The following is a 17,411-nucleotide window of genomic DNA, read 5'->3' as shown; positions in this document are numbered from 1 at the left end:
ATATATGTTAATGGCCTTGTAATTGAAAAGTATAGAAATTAGTAATTTGTATTTTATTCCTAATCATTTAATGACGGTGAGTTATATTTTGAATTTCTGTAATTCATCGTAAACAACAATCTGTTAGGTACAATTATTTTGTACATTAAATATTAAGGAACAGATTATGAAAAAAATCGTATTAACTATCTCTGCTATTTTACCTTTAACTCTTTCAGTTGTTGCGAATGCAAACCAGAACATCGACTTTTCAAACCCAGTGTCGACTTACTCTTATGCGAACCTAGGTTATGATAGTGATGGTTTTACCGCTGGCATTGCTGCAAGTCAGGAGCTAAACAATGGTTCAACCATGTTGGAATACATTGGTTCTAATGATTTCTACCAACATAATTTTATTGCAACATTAGCGAATAGTGGTAGCGATGCCGCTCTCCAGTTGGATTACCGATGGGACACCGATTATAAGGATACAAGCAAAAACTCACATACGGTGTTTTTAAATGCAATAAAAACAACCTCTATTGACTCTAACCTTAGCCTTTCTCCATCAATGGGGGTAGGGTTTAATACCAATGACTTATCGACAAACACAAGTTATTTAGCTAATGCAGCACTGACCATGACCTACGCATTCACAAGTGACGTTTGGCTGGATGTTACACCAGAATACACTTATAGCTTTAATGATCAAAAACAGAAAGTCGGCGGTAAAGAGAGTTTCCGTGATTTATCTATTGAAACCAATTTAGGTTTCAAATTAGCGAAACATCAGTTTGTTGAAGCAACATATCGTTACGATGAGAATAATGATCACCATACTGGTATTAGCTACAACATGAGCTTTTAACCCACAATAACCCTCTTTGTTAAGTGACTGTATTTACCTTAATTCTCAAGTGTACAGTTGCTTAGCTAATAGTAATTTAGCTCATCATTAATAGCTAAAGTGATTCTTATCTACCAATAATTCTTAATGAGAATGTTAAATAATAGGAATGCCTATATATGAAAAATATAACTGCTCAACCATTAATCCTTTATGGGAAAGTACCCTTCAAATATATTTATTTTGGATTGTCTTCTTATGTTGTTGTCATGTTTGGTTGTTTGTTTCTGATAGGAGGGATGAGTTGAGATAAATGGTTAAAATAGATTTATTTAATCGCATAGTGGAATAATCCACTATGCGAAAATTTAAAAATAAACTATTTATGATGATATTCGTAAAGTTAAAAATGACATAAAAATCAAGTAACCAAGAATAACAGTAATAAGAGGGAAGTATTTCATGGTTTATCTCCATTGATTATTGATGATTATTTATCGCATAACTACTTCACAAATCCCATGAATTAGAGAAATTCATTATTGCTCGAACTGATAGTGAACCATTCTTGAGTTATTCCACTTTTTATTCTTACTAATCATATTGATAGTAAGAATCGTATGCTCTCTGAGAGGGTATCTCTACTAAATCAAAGGTCAATTATGGTCGCTCGACTTTTAACACTTTTCTTTTCAATCCAAATTGTTTGGTTTAGTTCATTCGCTCACGGGCAAGACAAGCCCGGTTTTGTGGATACCTCAACGCCCAATAGCACTCTGTCTGGTTTTATTAAGTATTCTGAGCACGTGATCCATTATTGGCAGCTTGAGCAGCTCGATTTACCTGAAGCTCAACATGCTTATGCCCAAGTAACGCGTACCATGGATCTGTCAAACCTTCCCAATCGCAGTCGAACCGTGGTCGTGATGGAAAGAATCATTTTGCTGCACGAAATTTTAAATAGATTAGGGCAAGACGTTCAATTACATCCTTCAGAAATAGCATCACCAACGGGTGACGCTGGTCACCAATGGCGTCTCGCTAATACAGACATTTTGATCGCGAGGCAGACGAGTGGTGAGAAGGTTGGCCAATATCTATTTACGACCACTTCCGTCAATAGCTTATCGAAATGGTATCGCTTGATCTCAGCGTCTACGGAAAAAAGTGAACATGAGATTGACTTGTACCATGAGTTTTTAATTCGTCCCGGTCCACTGTTTTCAACACCATTAATTCAGTCTTTACCAGAAAACTTTAATACTTTATACGCATCGATTCCTCTTTGGCAGTGGGTCGCCTTGGTTTGCGTATTTTTGCTATGTCGATTCATGATTAAGGTCAGCTTTTCTCTTGGGGAGCGTTGGAACTTACGTTGGTATAGAAATGGCCTGAAATGGCAGGTTGGTCGGCAGTTATCTCTGATTGGGGTCGTCTTTATTCTTTTTATTACCCGAAAAGTGATTGATGATGGGATATGGATCACCGGAGGAATATATCAGTTTCTGTCGACTTCATTCTTGATTGGCCAGTTTTTCTTCGTTGCGTGGTTGATCATGACCATATTCAATTACTTTGCTGAGCTGTATGTGTTTAATAAGCACGAAGGGAAGTATGTCGACTCTTCTTTAATTACGGTACTCGCGCGTATTTTTGGCGGCCTCACGATTGCTATTTTGGGCATCTATGTGGTCGACTTCATGGGCTTTTCAATCTCCCCTATTGTTACTGGTTTAGGCGTTGGTGGTTTGGCGGTGGCACTCGCTATTCGTCCGGTGCTGGAAAACGTGATTAATGGGCTTACCTTGTATGCTGATGGTGGAATTAAAATAGGTGAGCTTTGTCGCTATGGTGACAATTTAGGAACGATTGAGAGCATAGGGCTACGTTCTACGCGAATCAGAACATTAGAACGCTCTTTAATCACTATTCCCAATTCCGAGTTTGCCAACATGGAAATTGATAATCTAGAACGCCGTGACAAGCGCCGGATGAGTCACCGTTTGAGGTTACGTTCAGAGCTGACTCAAGACCAACTGAAACTCCTTGTTGTTGGTATTAGGCGATTGCTATTACAACACCCTAAACTCGATGAAGATCCTGTGAGGGCAAGGTTTGTGGGTGTCGGTGAGTTTGCGATACACATCGATTTACTCGCTTATATTATATGCAAAGACCATGACGAGTTTCTTGCAGTTCAAGAGGACGTGATGTTTTCTGTGATGCAGCAAATTGAAGCCGTAGGTGCTCAGTTGGCGTTCTCTAATCAATACCAACTTACGCAGGGACTTAAACCCATTGATGAGGAACTAAAAGAGAAAGCGACCGAAACTGTTAAGCAATGGCAAGAAAATAATAACTACCCATTTCCTGACTTTAGTTATGAATTTAAAGATGGGATTAAAGACAGCATTATGTATCCAGCAAAGAGTTCAGCGGTTCGAGCAAATGCTAATGGTTAAAAGAACACATTTTACCCAAGGCTATTATCGCTAATTTGAATTTCTCTAATTCATCGTGTTTACCTTCTATTTACTCCAAAGTAGCGTCAAATATTTAAGCTACTTTGGAGATATCCATGCCTCGTGTTCGTTCTTCGCGCATACTTCTTTCTTTATCTGTTTTACTTATGTCAACAGGATGTTCGACCGAAGATTCACCACTGATCGGAGATACGCCTCGCCCTGTTCGTTTGACTGAAGTCCAAGCCGTGGGTCATCAAGAAATAAGACGTTTTCCTGCTCAAGTTTCTGCGTCGAAGGAAGTCGAGCTCGCTTTTAGAGTGGGTGGTGAAGTCGTGGAATTTAACTTAAAGCCATCGCAAAGAGTGACAAAAGGCGAAGTCATTGCTCGACTTGACCAGCGAGATTTTAAAACTGAAGTCACATTGAAAAAATCGGAGTTTGATTTAGTCAAAAGGGAATTAGATCGAGCGACCCAAATGATGAAAAAGAATCTATTGGCTCAAGCGGAGTTTGATGGCATTCAAGCTCGTCTTCAAGTTGCACAGGGGGCTTTACAGCTTGCACAAGACAGGTTGAAAGATACCGTCATTACTGCGCCTTACAGTGGTCGAATTGCAACGACTCACATTGAAAACCATCAACAAGTGCAAGCTCACCAAGGTATTGTCCTTTTACAAGACCATGAAATGATTGATGTCACGATCCAGTTACCTGAGAACGTACTTAGCCAGATGGATGCTAAAAGAATTGACCCATCTTATCAGCCCTTAGCGACTTTTAATGGCTCGTCGGTTTCATACCCTGTGACTTATAAACAGCATAAAACGCAAGCAACAGCAGGAACACAAAGCTATGAAGTGACCTTTACTCTGGTCGCGCCAAAAGATAACCACACTGTGTATCCAGGTATGGGAGCAACGTTACATCTTGATATCGATAAAATCATTGCCGATAAGCAAGGTGCTCAACGTTTTGTCGTTCCTGCTAGCGCCATTTTAGACAATGACCTGATTGGTCAACCTCAAGTCTGGGTATTTCAGAACGGGCTAGTTTCTCCGTTAGATATCACCATTCAAGGCGTGTCGACGCGTGGAGCGATTGTTTCTGGAAATTTATCTGAGAATAGCTATGTGGTGAGTGCTGGTGTCAGTCAATTGTCAGAGGGTATGAGAGTCACGCCTATTGTTCGTGAGCGAGGTTTATAATGAACCTGACTAATTACGCAATTAAAAACAAAGTCATAAGTTGGCTAGTGGTTGTCATCTTATTAGTGGGCGGCGTGCTTTCGTTTCGTGGTTTAGGGCAATTGGAATTTCCAGCATTCCCTATTCCACAAGCCATGGTTAACACCACGTACCCTGGTGCCTCTGCAATGCAAGTAGAGGAGGAGGTCACCTTACCGCTTGAGCGTGCGATTTCTCAGCTCGAATATGTTAGAGATGTCGAATCTTTTACCAGTGCAGGGCTGTCTCAGATTGCGGTGATATTAAAAGAAACCATACAAGCAGAACAACAACCTCAGGTATGGGATGAATTACGTCGTAAGGTGAATGATATTCAACCTAGAATGCCGCCGGGAGTGAACCCATCGCAAGTCATTGATGATTTTAGCGATGTATATGGCATTCTCTACAACATTACGAGTGATGAATACACTTATCGCGAACTGCAAAATTACGGTGAATATCTTCAGCGTGAGCTTCTTTCCATTCAAGGGGTAAAGAAGGTTAACTTGGCTGGGCTAGTCTCTGAACACATTGTGATTGAGATTGCCCAGCAAGATCTTAATACGTTGAATCTTGATCCTGCTTGGCTTTCTCGTTTGATTCAAAATCAGAATATGGTGTCTAACGGCGGTGATTTGCTACTTGATGGACAATCGATCCGAATCCATTCCTCTGGTGAGTTTAATGAAATTGAAGCGTTAAAGTCATTTAAATTTAGCCCGCCGGGAAGCAATGACCTGATCCAATTAGGTGATATCGCAGAGGTAAGCCGTCAGTTTCAGGATAAAGCTTATACCTTGTATCGTAGCAATGGTGAACAAGCCATTTCTCTTGGGATCTCGTTTGCGAACAGCGTCAATGTGGTTGATGTGAGTGAACGTGTCAGTAATAAATTGGCAGAACTCGATTTTTCTCGCCCAATCGGCATTGAATTAAACAAAGTGTACGACCAAGGCGATGCGGTTGATAAATCGGTATCTGACTTTGTGATGAGCCTAGTCGAAGCGGTATTGATTGTTATTGTCGTGCTGTTATTTGCGATGGGCTTGCGTTCAGGCATTTTAATGGGGGCTATTTTATTACTGACTATCCTCGGCACCTTCATTGGAATGAGTATTCTAGGCGTTGAGATTCAAATCATTTCACTTGGAGCTTTGATCATTGCACTGGGAATGTTGGTTGATAATGCGATAGTGATAACTGAAGGTGTCTTAATCGGTCTGAAACGTGGATTGACCAAACGTAAAGCCATTGAATCTGTGGTTAAACAGACCCAGTGGCCACTGCTTGGTGCAACACTGATTGGTATCATTGCATTTGCCCCGATTGGCTTGTCTGCCGATGCAACGGGGGATTTCTTAGGGTCTTTATTCCAAGTATTAGCGATTTCTTTATTACTAAGTTGGGTGCTTGCTATCACGTTAACGCCGTTCTTCTGCGAACTGATGTTTAAAGAAGAAATAGCCAAAGGTGAGACAGAGCATATCGATCCTTATCGAGGGCTGATATTTACCCTGTATCGCACGGTTCTTAATACCGCACTAAAAAACCGTGTCGCGACTATGGTCATCACTCTGGTCTTGCTTATTTCTGCTGTGATCGGGTTTGGCTCTGTAAAACAAGCCTTTTTCCCACCATCTAATACGCCAATTTTCTATGTGGATGTATGGCTGCAACAAGGCACAGACGTTCGTGAAACAGAACAACGCCTAGAGCAAATTGAACGTACCGTGAGCGGGTTTAATGACGTTCATAATGTCACGACCGTCGTAGGTTCGGGTGCTCAGCGATTTATTCTGACGTATGCACCTGAAAAATCATACAGCAGTTACGGACAATTGATTGTTGAAGCGAAAGATTTAGCCGCGATCGAAACGATGTTACCCCAGATGAAAGCAAGACTTGAAAGTCTACATCCGGATATTGATTTTAAGTTTAAGTTAATGGATTTGGGCCCTGCACCTGCCGCTAAAGTAGAAGCACGCTTTTATGGTGCGGATCCACTGGTGTTGAGACAACTTGCTGCTCAAGCGAATGAGATCATGCGTAATGAGCCAAAAGCAACCGCAGTTCGTCACTCATGGCGAGAAAAAACTCAAGTGCTTGAACCGCAACTTGATGGTGCAGCAGCAAGGCGAGTTGGGATAACCAAGAGTGATCTTGATAGAACCTTGTTACGCAATTTAAATGGTGAGCAGATTGGCTTGTTCAGAGATGGCAGTCATATCATGCCGATTGTGATGCGCGCGCCAGATGAAGAACGTTTTGATATCGACAGATTACCTGAGCTACAAGTGTGGAGCCAAGATCAAAGTCGTTATATCCCAATAACACAGGTCGTTTCCGACTTTAATTTAACGACGGAAGATTCTCTAATTGTTCGTCGTAACTTTAAACGCGTGATTGCCGTTATGGCCGATGTGACGCCATTTGGTGATGATACGGCTGAGTCTTTACGCCGTTTGGTCGCTCCTCAAATCGAAGCGATTGAACTCCCTCAAGGCTATCATTTTGAGTGGGGCGGTGAATATGAAAGTCAACAAAAGGCTACCAATAACCTAATGGGTTCATTGCCAATGGGATACCTGATCATGTTCTTGATTACGGTATTGTTATTTAACACTATTCGTCAGCCTTTGGCGATTTGGTTGACGGTACCTCTGGCATTGATCGGTGTGAGTGCGGGCTTACTATTAATGAATATTCCGTTCTCGTTCACTGCATTACTAGGGCTATTGAGCTTATCAGGCATGATTGTGAAGAATGGTATTGTGCTGGTGGAGCAAATCAATATCGAAACCGACCAAGGTTCAAACCTTAACCGTGCGATTGTGGATGCGAGTGTGAGTCGTGTTCGACCTGTGTGCATGGCGGCAATTACTACCATGTTAGGTATGATCCCGTTGGTGTTTGATGCCTTCTTCCAGTCGATGGCGGTGACCATTATATTCGGGCTTGGGTTTGCTACGTTACTAACATTAGTGGTGCTGCCTGTGATTTATGCCTTGCTGTATCGAGTAAGCTATCGTTAACACCTCAATGTTCAATACCTCTCATTAGGAAAGAACGTCCAGAGTTGTTCAAGATAAAGCTGATGCTAACAATGTTGGTATCAGCTTTTTCGTTTGTATTCGCTAGGAAAAATGAACGATTTAGTACTCAAATTCGACTAAAGATACGTGCTGTTATCAATGTATCAATGTATCAATGTATCAATTGTCTGAGTTAGTTAGAAAGCCACCTGTGTGACAGCCTTAAAACGTCCATACCTTGCTATCGAATCTTTGTGAGGAAAACCTAGGCAGATGTTCGTTGAAGGAGCCAATGTTTACTAGTCCGTCAATGTTTACTGGTTCAATGTTTACTGGATCAGTGGAGCACTTACATAGAAGAACGAAGATCAAGTAGAGCGATTAGAAAATGTGTGGGTATCTTGAGGGGGATAGTATTGTCGGCTGATAGGATGAAAATTGGATGTGCTTACAAACAAGAAAATCCCACACAATAAGCAATCTAAAGTGTGGGGGTTTGATACGAAAAACTACAACAATGCGCTGATGTCTTGTACGATCTCAGTAATACCGATAGTAAAGAATTGCACACCCATACAGATAAGCAGAAAACCCATAATACGAGTAAACGCGTTAATACCATTCTGTCCTAAAGCTTTAAGTAACGGGTAAGCCATACTCAAAATAAAAGCGGCGACTAAGCTAACGACACCAAAGCCTCCAATTACTCCTGTATAAATACTTATCTTTTCTAACTCTTCCTCGCTAGATGCGATTTCAGCGGCAAGGCTAATGATCAGTGCCATTGTTCCGGGGCCACACAACGATGGAATGGTAAGCGGTACCAATGCGATGGAATCTTGCCCGACACTACCATCCATGTTTTCTGGTTTTGGAAACAGCATGTTAAAGCCAATAGCACAAATGATAATCCCGCCACCTAAGCGTAAGCTCGGAATTGAAATACTAAACAGCTCTAAAACGGAAGCACCGATGAAGAAGGTGATACACATGGCAATGAACAGATAAATCCCAACAGTTTTCGCTTGTGAAACGATGTAACTTTTGTCTCGTCCCTTACTTAAACCAAGAAGAACAGTAGCGGCTGCTGGAGGGTTCATCATCGGCAATAAGCCAAGAACGGTGAGAGTTAAATAGGTGAATAACGTTTCTAGGTGCATACGGTTTCCTTTAAATATGGGTGGATTTTTGTGTCATTGGGTGGTGGTTAAATTATTAGGTTTCGGTTTAATCTCGAATCAAATTAATGACTAAATGACTAAATGACTGACTAGCAAACTAGGTTAAAGAAGCATTAACTGAGCAAGATACAGAACACTAAAGAATGAAATCGCATCGGTTAATGTGGTAAGTAGTGGGCTAGATAACATGGCCGGATCGAGGTTTACGCGCTTGAGAATTAGGGGCAAAGCGCCACCGATCATGACTGCACAAGTGGACGATATCGTGTAGGCAGCCGCGACTAACACCGGTAATAAATGACTTTGCTGACCATGGGTAATCAACATGAGTAGAGCAATAACTAGACCAATAGCAAGACCATTGATAGCACCAATCGGGAACTCTTTGGCGACAACAAATAACCAGTCTCTAGCGGAAATATGCTTTGTTGATAATTCTCGAATAGAAACGGCAACAGATTGGTTACCCGCGGCACCGGATAAGTTAGCCACCAAAGGTAAAATTGCGGCTAATACGGCAACTTGTTCGATAATATGTTCAAAGGAAGCGATGATCGATACCGCGGCATAGCTCAAGATGACCGATGGCAGCAAAAATGTGAGGCGTCGGATATTACGCTTGAGTAGTGGCATGGTACGAAACTCGTCGCCGCCAAATATACCGCTGCTCTCACGTTGTTGTTGTTCGGATTTTTCATATAACGCCTGGTTTAATTGGGTGTGACCAACAATGCCAATTTGAAAGCCGTGTTCGTCGATGACAGGAACGGTAGAGTGTGAGGTAGAGTCGAGCACACTTTTTAATGATTGGAGATCAAAATCTGCAGGTACGGTGGGAACACTTGTATCAATATGATCAAGTAATCTATCCCAAGATTGAGCGAGAAACAGTTCTCGGGTTTTCACCGCTCCTAAGTAGTTACCGTGTTTGTCGTGCAAATAAATGTAGCGCCATTCAATTCGTTCAGAGCTTTGCTCGCCTTCACGCAAGATGGTTTCCAAATCTGAAACGGTTGCCCAGTTTTCTAATTTGATGACCTCGTTCTTGCAAATTCGCCCCACAGAACCATTAGGAAATGACATCGCTGCTTTTTCTTCGTGTTCCCAGGTTTCGGGCAATGAGAATTCAAGGGCTCTGTGAAGAGGTTTCGGTAAGCTGCGTAATAGAGAGCGGCGAACGTCTGAACGCATATGCAATAGAATGTCTTTTGCACTGTTGATAGGAAGGTTTGAAAATAAGAGAGTACGTTCTGGCTCTGTTAGATAATCCAGAAAGTCAGCAGCCAAATTAGGCTTTTGAGTACAAAGCAACGCCCAAAACTGTTCTGACTCAGCGCTGGTGAACTTTCGAATCACGAATGGAAGATCGGTTAGGTTTGCACTTTCTATTTGTTCGATAATGCGGTCACTAGTCCCGAACTGCATTGCTGAAATTAACTCAGCGTACAGCAGTTCGGCTTCAGTGTTAGGTAGTGGAACGGTTATTAAGGTCATAATAATGGGCTACATTGCAATGTGATTTCGTTTACGGATTATTCGGATAAACAGGGTGATGAAAGCAATTGCCATCAGCATTAAGCTGGTGAGGAGAAACCACCTAGTGATTAGCTCTTGATACTGGCTGAGAAATGGGTGACGCATAATGGATTTTCCTGCATAAAGCAGTGTTAACACCCACACGATTGAACTGGTCATGCTGATCATGACTGTGCGGATAAAGCTTAGGTGTGCAACGCCCATCAGCATCGGGGTTAGAACACGAACAAAAGGGATAAAACGAGACACGAACAACGATAGGAACCCAAATCTATGGAGAAGGCGCCTTGCTCTAGGTAATGAGTCGTCAGGCAGTACGACTTCAACTTTGTTCATGAAGCGTGAACCTTCTAACCAGCGCCCTTGTAGATAACCGATAATGGTACCTAAACAAGCCGATAAGCTTAGAGCAGTCAGGGCGGTATAAAAATCCACAGCACCTAATCCAACCAGTCCACCTACAAACAAGACCAGTCCGTCCCCGGGAAGAGGTAAAAACACAAAACTCGACTCTAGAAATAACACAACCGCAAGCAGTAGCAGCAAGATATTGAGTGAGTTGATCTCAAGTAACGTGTCAAAATCTTGTACCCAAATGGCGGATAATATTTCATTCATACTCTTTCCTTAATGGTATCAAACGACGTAACAGCCAGATCGAATGATCTGGCTGTTGTTCTTCGTGTTAGTCGAACATCAAAATTAAATAAGCGAAGAAAAGGACAAGGTGGGTCGCGCCATTAAGTGAGTTGGTCCTGCCGCTACTAAAGCTAACGCTGGTCATGAGAAGTGTGGCGGCCAGTAACACCATTTCTGCAGGCTTTAGACCTAATTTAATGGGTTGCTCCATTACCCCTGAGATGAGCAAAACGGCAGGTACGGTCAGCGCAATCGTTGCTAATACTGAGCCAAAGAACAGGTTGATAGCACGCTGCAGTTGGTTTGTGAGGGCTGCTTTGACGGCTCCGACGGCCTCTGGTGCAAGAATAATAAGCGCAACGATAAGGCCGCCAAGGGCAGGCGGGGCGCCCATAACGCTAATGCTGTCGTTAATTGGTATGGCTAAGCTTTTTGCAAGAAGTATAACGATGAGCAAGTAGCCAATTAACATCACGGTGTGAAATAGATTGCTACTTACCGGGCCGTGGTGGTCGTGTACATTTTTATTGTCAGCATCAATGAAGAAATGGATATGGCTACGTGTTTGTACGAACAGAAATACGCCATACAACGCAATGGATGCGAGAACCAGTGTGCCCATTAAGCTCAATGACATGTTTCCGTTCTCACTGCTGCTGGTAAAGTTAGGCAAGATCAAACAAAGCATTGCGAGTGGAATAATGGCAACCAAATACGCTTTAATGCCATCCAAATTATAGGACTGAGTGTGATACTTCATCCCACCCACTAATAAGGTAATACCGACAAATCCATTCAATACCGCCATGATCACAGCGAACATCGTATCTCGAGCAAGGACAGGGTTTGGATCGCCAGTTAACATAACGGAAGAGATCATAATCACTTCTAATGAGATTACCGACAATGTCAGAATGAGTGTGCCAAATGGGTCTCCTAGTTTGATTGCTAGGGAGTCTGAGTGGCGTACAACCGCGAAAATTGCGGTCATTGTGATATAAAAGAGTACGGCAGTAGTGATGACATAAGAGAAGATTGAGAGACTTGAGATCAGCATGCTTTCACCAAAAGTCTTGAAAAATATAACAGTCAAAATACCGATGAGCAGTGTTTTTTCTTGCTTCAAAGTCTTATACATTTTGAGTTTTTCGTTTGGCACCAACATCGTCAGTTCCTATTGACTTTGTTAATTCGCGAATGTTCACTACTTCCTCCATAAGGTAGTGTTCGACTCGCAGTTTATGGTGGTTCGGAAAGTCTGAGTATGAATTTGAGAAATTCATAAATGCGTTTATATCTATCCCAACGCTGAATTTCTCTAATTCGTCGAGTTCTAGTTTTGAGGTTTCAATATTGGCTTAAACAAGCGGCAAGTCGAGTTCATAAACTCCCTTTGGCTTTGCGATCAAAGGATTCGACAAAATCCTATCGGCTAAAATTAATCCCATGACTCTTGTGCCTAAGCTTATCGTTAGCCCTTTAATCTATGTTCTATATCTTCGAAATTGAATTCGCTAAATCAGCAGTGGAACGTGTGATTTATATGCTGATGGAGAACCGTTTTCGGGTACTTGAGAGTGACTGCTTACTGATACCGTTGGAATACAGCGATTACTACGCAAAGCTGATGTGGGGATTAATCATCATGTGCAGATAGTCTGTGTCATGGTGACTATACAAATGGAGGTGTTGAGTGCATGGCTGAATCGGAAGGTGCACTTAAACAGAACAGTGAATTGTGCGATAGACACATTAGCTAATTTTCATGGATTCATGAATGAAAAACGACCGACAACATACGTGATGTCAAGTGACTCTGTAGCGATGGTTCCACTTTATAGCCGCGCCGTTATTCTTATTCTATGAGCTAAGCTATTCCAGAAGTTAAATTACTCTATGGACTAAATAGTTATATCTCAGGCTGAACAACGCTATCGAAGAAGCTTTGCATGGTTTGGTGTAACAGTTGGTTCAGTGGGAAACCACGTTTTGATTGCAAGTAACCACCATTGATTTGTATCGTTCTCATCTCTTTTGGAAGAAGAGGAAGCGGGTAACAGCTTAGCTCAGGCTCATCCTTAGTCAGAAATGTACTGCCGAATAAGATCGCATCAGAGTTCTTCACTTTGTTGAGCAAAACTCGAATACTGTGGGTAGTTAATACAATATTGGCCTTATAACCTTTTGTTAAATAAAAGTCTTCAGCGGGTGCTCGTTTTGAGTTGATTCCATCCACTACTATACGAGTAATAGGGAGGTGATGGATATCTTCTAAGGCGTTACTCTTGCTGAGTATTGGGTGGTTTTTTCGAGCAACGATACTGAGTTTGATTTCTTTTAAATGGTGTTGATAAACTTCTTGTGGCAATGGGAAATCAGAAAAATGGAGCATGTAATCTATTTGACCATTCAGCATTTCACTCAAGCTTTGTTCTTGCCAGTAAACTAGTTTAAAACTGGCAGTAGGCAGTGCTTCTCTTAGTGCACTAAAAATGTCATCGCCGTATTGTTCGAGTAAATAAATGTTCATTGCGATAGTAATTTCACCGGTAAATTGCAGCGGTTCAAAATTATTATACGACTCAACAACTTTTAATAGTGGTGTGAACATTTCATCGGCCGCTTCAGCCAATTTTTCAGCGAGCTCAGAAGGCTCTACACCGTGAGCTTTACGAATGAAAAGTTGATCTCCAAACGTCTCTCTTAACTTAGCCAGACCACGGCTGACACTGGTTTGTGATATCCCTAATTTGTCTGCAGCTAGGTGTGTATTGCGTGTTTCTACGACCGCTTGCAATAGTTTCAGTAGGTTTAAATCTAAATCGCGAAGTTCTTTCATCGTCAGCTCTTAACTATTGAGAGTCTTTCATTGTAGTGTTCAACGCGAATGACGCAAACTCATTTTTGTCCAAAATCCTTCCAACTACAATCGTGATGACCAAATAAAGAAGGAGGTTATCATGGTGGTTTTCAAAAAAACAAAACGAAGTGGCGTCAAAAAGCCTTTTCGGCTTGAGGAAATTTGGCGGATCAGAACCAGACTAGAGATTGAAAATAGTTTGATGCAGCTTGCACTACTTAACTTAGCTATTGATAGCAAACTTAGAGCTAGTGACTTGCTCTCGCTCAGGGTTTGCGATGTATCTTCGCAAGATATGATATTTAGTCGTGTTAAGCATATTCAGCGCAAAACAGACATTGAAGTTCAATTTGAAATAACGACAAGAACTCAACAAAGTCTAATGAAATGGATTTTGATTTCTTCGCTAAACGCCAGCGATTTTCTTTTTCCAAGCCAAAGACGACAGCAACAACCAATTAGCTATTCGTACTATAGATACCTAGTCAGAAAGTGGGCGTCAGATCTAGGGTTGGATTCTAACCTTTATGGCACTCACTCAATGAGGCGAACCAAAGCGACATTAGTTTATGCAAAAACGAAAAATATTCGAGCGGTGCAGCTTTTGCTGGGACATACAAAAGTAGATAACACGATTCGCTATCTTGGTGTTGAATTAGAAGACGCATTGTTACTTTCAGAAAGCACTGATTGTTAGTCGAAAGGAACCCTATTTCTTAGGGTTCTCACTAGCTGATATTCAAACAAGTTGTTGCCCCAAAGTTTGTTAGAGCGAGATTGAACGGAATTCATTTTCTACAATTATGCTTACATTTTTACCTCGAACTCTAAGTAGGTGACCAATGTACTATGTCACTACAATATTAATGTTGTAAATTCTCTTCTACTTCTCGGTAAAGGAGCTATATCACAGCGAGAAGAGCGTGCTAGTTGATACATTAATACTATGATGGACTTCATAAGATTGATCGTTAGCGTTGTTTGGCAGAGATATTCCTTTTGTTAACCTAAAGATCAACTACAGATTGAAATATTTATAAGAGAAGAAAGGTATTAATTTGAAAGCTGTTTTATTGGTTCTAATGTTTGTTGTTTCCGGCGCCAGTGAAGCGGTAGCGGAACAGCCCTCAGAATGTGAAATAACTTATGCTGAGAATTTTCCTTATAAAAAAGGGGAGTATGAGGGACAATTATGTGATGGTATACCGAGCGGGAATGGCACTATTACTTTCCAAAACGGCACGTTCAGAAAAGGGACTTTTGTTGGAGGTGAATTACATGGGGAAGTAATTACTGATTATGCGGGAAAGGCAATTGCTATAGGTAATTTTATAAATGGCAAAGAGCATGGGCGGTTCAAAATCAACATGTCAAGAGGGAAAGAGTACGAAGTATTTTACAGGGATGGTGTTAAAGTTGAAGGTATCTCATCAACAGATATGTATATTAGCTATTTAGGTGAACGAAATGATATTGGCCAAAAAAATGGTTTTGGTTCAGGTACATATTATAATGGCGATATTTATATTGGAAAATGGCGTGTTGGAAAGCCCGATGGCTATGGCATTCTAAAATGGAAAGATAGTAACTCATTTGCCATAGGTGAATTTAAAGATGGTTTCAGAAATGGGTATGGCATGACGTTTATCGAAGGCTATTCCAAATACGATGGAGAGTGGTTTGAAGGAAAAGCGGAAGGTCAAGGCATAGAATACTACATCGGTGGTGACATACCTGAACATATGATTGGTTGCTTCTATAAAGGAGAGTTTTGGAGAGGTATTCCAAAGGGCGACTTGGATTGCTCAAAAAAAGACGACATAGTTTTTTGGGAAAAGATCAATAATACCAAACCAGATTTGTCTAAGTTGCAAGAAAAGTATCCAGATTATGTTCAAAATTGTGCTAACTGGACAAAATGTCTTTTTCCAAACTAGATTTGTGACTATTGGCACTTTGTAACAAAGAATTGTCCAAAAGCCTCTCAGGTTGAATTTTTACCCGTGGCACTTTCTAACTCAAAGTGCCCCATTGTGGGTTACGCCTTGAAGTTCGAATAAATATGTTCAGGTAATTTTGATATACAAAACCTAATGAATGGCAAAAAGCAAGACCAATAATCCTATTGGCGACAGAATATTTAGCCGTGTTAACCATATACATACTCTCCAACTAAGCCTTAGCGCATGGTTATGTTGATATAGACTCACGACAACAAGTTTGAAAAAAGAAATGGTGCAGAATTTCCTGGGTTGAGGCTAGTTACTTCTCTTATCGCCACACACTCACTACACAATTTAACCCAAACCAACTAAAGTCATTTATTATCAATGATTTATAATTCAATCTTGTCTCAAAGTTCCCTCACATTTTTCCGTTATCCTAATAACAGTTAAAAAATTGGGAAAACTTGCGCATGAAAAATATCAAACGTTTAGTGACGATCACTTTACTTGTTGTCGCTACCGGTGCCGTCGCCGCTTATTTTTATATGAAGAACGACGCCTCAGCCGTGGCGTATTCTACGGAGTCTGTTCGCATCGGGAATATTGAAGATGTGGTGCTAACTAACGGTGTGTTATACCCGTCCAAAATAGTGAATGTTGGGGCCCAAGTATCCGGAAAGTTAGAGTCGATAGCCGTTTCGGTTGGCGACAGGCTTGAAGCGGGTGCTCTCATTGCGCAAATTGACAACCTTTCTCAAGAAAACGCATTAAAAGAAGCTCAAGCATCATTGACCAATATTAACGCTCAATATCAAGCGAAAGTAGCGCAAATTCATCAATCAGACCTCTCTTTTGAAAGGCAGAAGGTGATGCTTGAAAAAAATCTCACCTCACAGTCTTTGTATGACGCTGCGGAAGCGGAACTTCTTGTTTATAAGTCGGAATTAGACCAACTGGTTGCTGAAAAAGAGAAAGCGCTGATCAATGTTGATGATGCCCAACTGGATTTAGGCTACACGACGATTGAGTCACCCATTCATGGCACTGTTGTTTATGTCTCTGTCGAAGAGGGGCAAACCGTGAATACAAACCAGTCTACGCCTTCCATTGTGGAAGTGGCTCAACTCGATGTTATGACGGTCAAGGCGCAAGTATCTGAAGCCGACATTATTCACGTCACGACAGGACAAAAAGTATATTTTTCGATTTTAGGCGCCCCACAACACTATTTTCATGGTGAACTAAGAACAATAGAGCCAGGGCCAACCCTTCTTACCGGTGATGATAGTAGGCTTAACATTGGTGATGACGATGCCATTTACTACAACGCGGTATTTGATGTCGACAACACGGAAGGGTTGCTTCGTTTCGGTATGACAGCGCAAGTGTCGATTGTTTTAGATTCAGCGCAAGATGCATTACTGGTTCCATCCCAAATTCTCACTCGCAAGTTGCCGGGCGATAATCGTTATCGTATCCCTGTATTGGTTGATGGGGCGTTGGAAATGCGAGATGTTGAGATTGGTATCGACAATAAGGTGTATGCGCAAGTGCTGAGTGGGTTAGAGCAAGGCGAGCGAGTCGTTATGGGTCAGGCGAACACCAAATCGGCATCCAGTTTTAATATGCCATCCACATTAGGACAAGAAAAAGGCGGGCGAGGCAATGGTGGCCCGGGTAGAGGCGGGAGATCTTAA

The 17,411-nt window shown here is 41.5% G+C and carries 12 protein-coding genes; 7 read left to right on the top strand and 5 right to left on the bottom strand.

The genetic code is table 11. The annotated features are described in order from the left end of the window. Nucleotides 1-166 precede the first annotated feature (166 nt). The 4 genes from F0226_RS13495 to F0226_RS13480 all read left to right on the top strand — a co-directional run bounded on the left by F0226_RS13495 (nucleotide 167) and on the right by F0226_RS13480 (nucleotide 7,552). Nucleotides 167-850, top strand: coding sequence for a hypothetical protein (locus F0226_RS13495; protein WP_171736131.1), 684 nt, complete (start codon nucleotides 167-169; stop codon nucleotides 848-850). Nucleotides 851-1,491: 641 nt separating this feature from the next. After that, entirely contained in the window at nucleotides 1,492-3,291 is a 1,800-nt protein-coding gene (locus F0226_RS13490; RefSeq protein WP_171736130.1) for a mechanosensitive ion channel domain-containing protein, read from the top strand. Nucleotides 3,292-3,407: 116 nt separating this feature from the next. After that, nucleotides 3,408-4,499: an efflux RND transporter periplasmic adaptor subunit gene (locus F0226_RS13485; protein ID WP_171736129.1), complete on the top strand. Its 1,092-nt coding sequence runs from the start codon at nucleotides 3,408-3,410 to the stop codon at nucleotides 4,497-4,499. Beyond that, complete coding sequence (locus tag F0226_RS13480; protein ID WP_171736128.1) at nucleotides 4,499-7,552, top strand: efflux RND transporter permease subunit; 3,054 nt, start codon at nucleotides 4,499-4,501, stop codon at nucleotides 7,550-7,552. Before F0226_RS13485 ends, F0226_RS13480 begins: the two co-directional genes overlap by 1 nt. A 509-nt stretch (nucleotides 7,553-8,061) precedes the next feature. On the opposite strand, the gene F0226_RS13475 is transcribed toward F0226_RS13480, so the two are convergent. The 5 genes from F0226_RS13475 to F0226_RS13455 all read right to left on the bottom strand — a co-directional run bounded on the left by F0226_RS13475 (nucleotide 8,062) and on the right by F0226_RS13455 (nucleotide 13,747). After that, nucleotides 8,062-8,712 carry a MarC family NAAT transporter gene (locus tag F0226_RS13475; RefSeq protein WP_086050616.1) on the bottom strand — a complete coding sequence of 217 codons (651 nt, stop codon included), beginning with the start codon at nucleotides 8,710-8,712 and terminating at the stop codon, nucleotides 8,062-8,064. Between the two features lie 123 nt (nucleotides 8,713-8,835). Next, nucleotides 8,836-10,227, bottom strand: coding sequence for a magnesium transporter (locus tag F0226_RS13470; protein ID WP_171736127.1), 1,392 nt, complete (start codon nucleotides 10,225-10,227; stop codon nucleotides 8,836-8,838). A gap of 9 nt (nucleotides 10,228-10,236) precedes the next feature. After that, nucleotides 10,237-10,887, bottom strand: coding sequence for a DedA family protein (locus F0226_RS13465; protein WP_171736126.1), 651 nt, complete (start codon nucleotides 10,885-10,887; stop codon nucleotides 10,237-10,239). Nucleotides 10,888-10,954: 67 nt separating this feature from the next. Beyond that, on the bottom strand, nucleotides 10,955-12,046 hold the full coding sequence (locus F0226_RS13460) for a calcium:proton antiporter (RefSeq protein ID WP_171736132.1): 1,092 nt from the start codon (nucleotides 12,044-12,046) through the stop codon (nucleotides 10,955-10,957). A 771-nt stretch (nucleotides 12,047-12,817) separates the two neighbouring features. Continuing rightward, the gene (locus tag F0226_RS13455) at nucleotides 12,818-13,747 is read right to left on the bottom strand and encodes a LysR family transcriptional regulator (protein WP_171736125.1); all 930 of its coding nucleotides are present in this window, start codon (nucleotides 13,745-13,747) and stop codon (nucleotides 12,818-12,820) included. Nucleotides 13,748-13,868: 121 nt separating this feature from the next. Between F0226_RS13455 and F0226_RS13450 the strand changes: the two genes are divergently transcribed. The 3 genes from F0226_RS13450 to F0226_RS13440 all read left to right on the top strand — a co-directional run bounded on the left by F0226_RS13450 (nucleotide 13,869) and on the right by F0226_RS13440 (nucleotide 17,411). After that, entirely contained in the window at nucleotides 13,869-14,465 is a 597-nt protein-coding gene (locus tag F0226_RS13450; RefSeq protein ID WP_171736124.1) for a tyrosine-type recombinase/integrase, read from the top strand. 361 nt (nucleotides 14,466-14,826) lie between these two features. Further along, the gene (locus F0226_RS13445; protein WP_171736123.1) at nucleotides 14,827-15,705 is read left to right on the top strand and encodes a hypothetical protein; all 879 of its coding nucleotides are present in this window, start codon (nucleotides 14,827-14,829) and stop codon (nucleotides 15,703-15,705) included. 479 nt (nucleotides 15,706-16,184) lie between these two features. Beyond that, complete coding sequence (locus F0226_RS13440; RefSeq protein WP_171736122.1) at nucleotides 16,185-17,411, top strand: efflux RND transporter periplasmic adaptor subunit; 1,227 nt, start codon at nucleotides 16,185-16,187, stop codon at nucleotides 17,409-17,411.

This window comes from Vibrio sp. 99-70-13A1, assembly GCF_013114625.1.
In the GTDB taxonomy this organism is placed as follows: domain Bacteria; phylum Pseudomonadota; class Gammaproteobacteria; order Enterobacterales; family Vibrionaceae; genus Vibrio.
The sequence above is the reverse complement of the archived record's forward strand: the minus strand, read 5'-3'. Positions and strand labels throughout refer to the sequence as shown.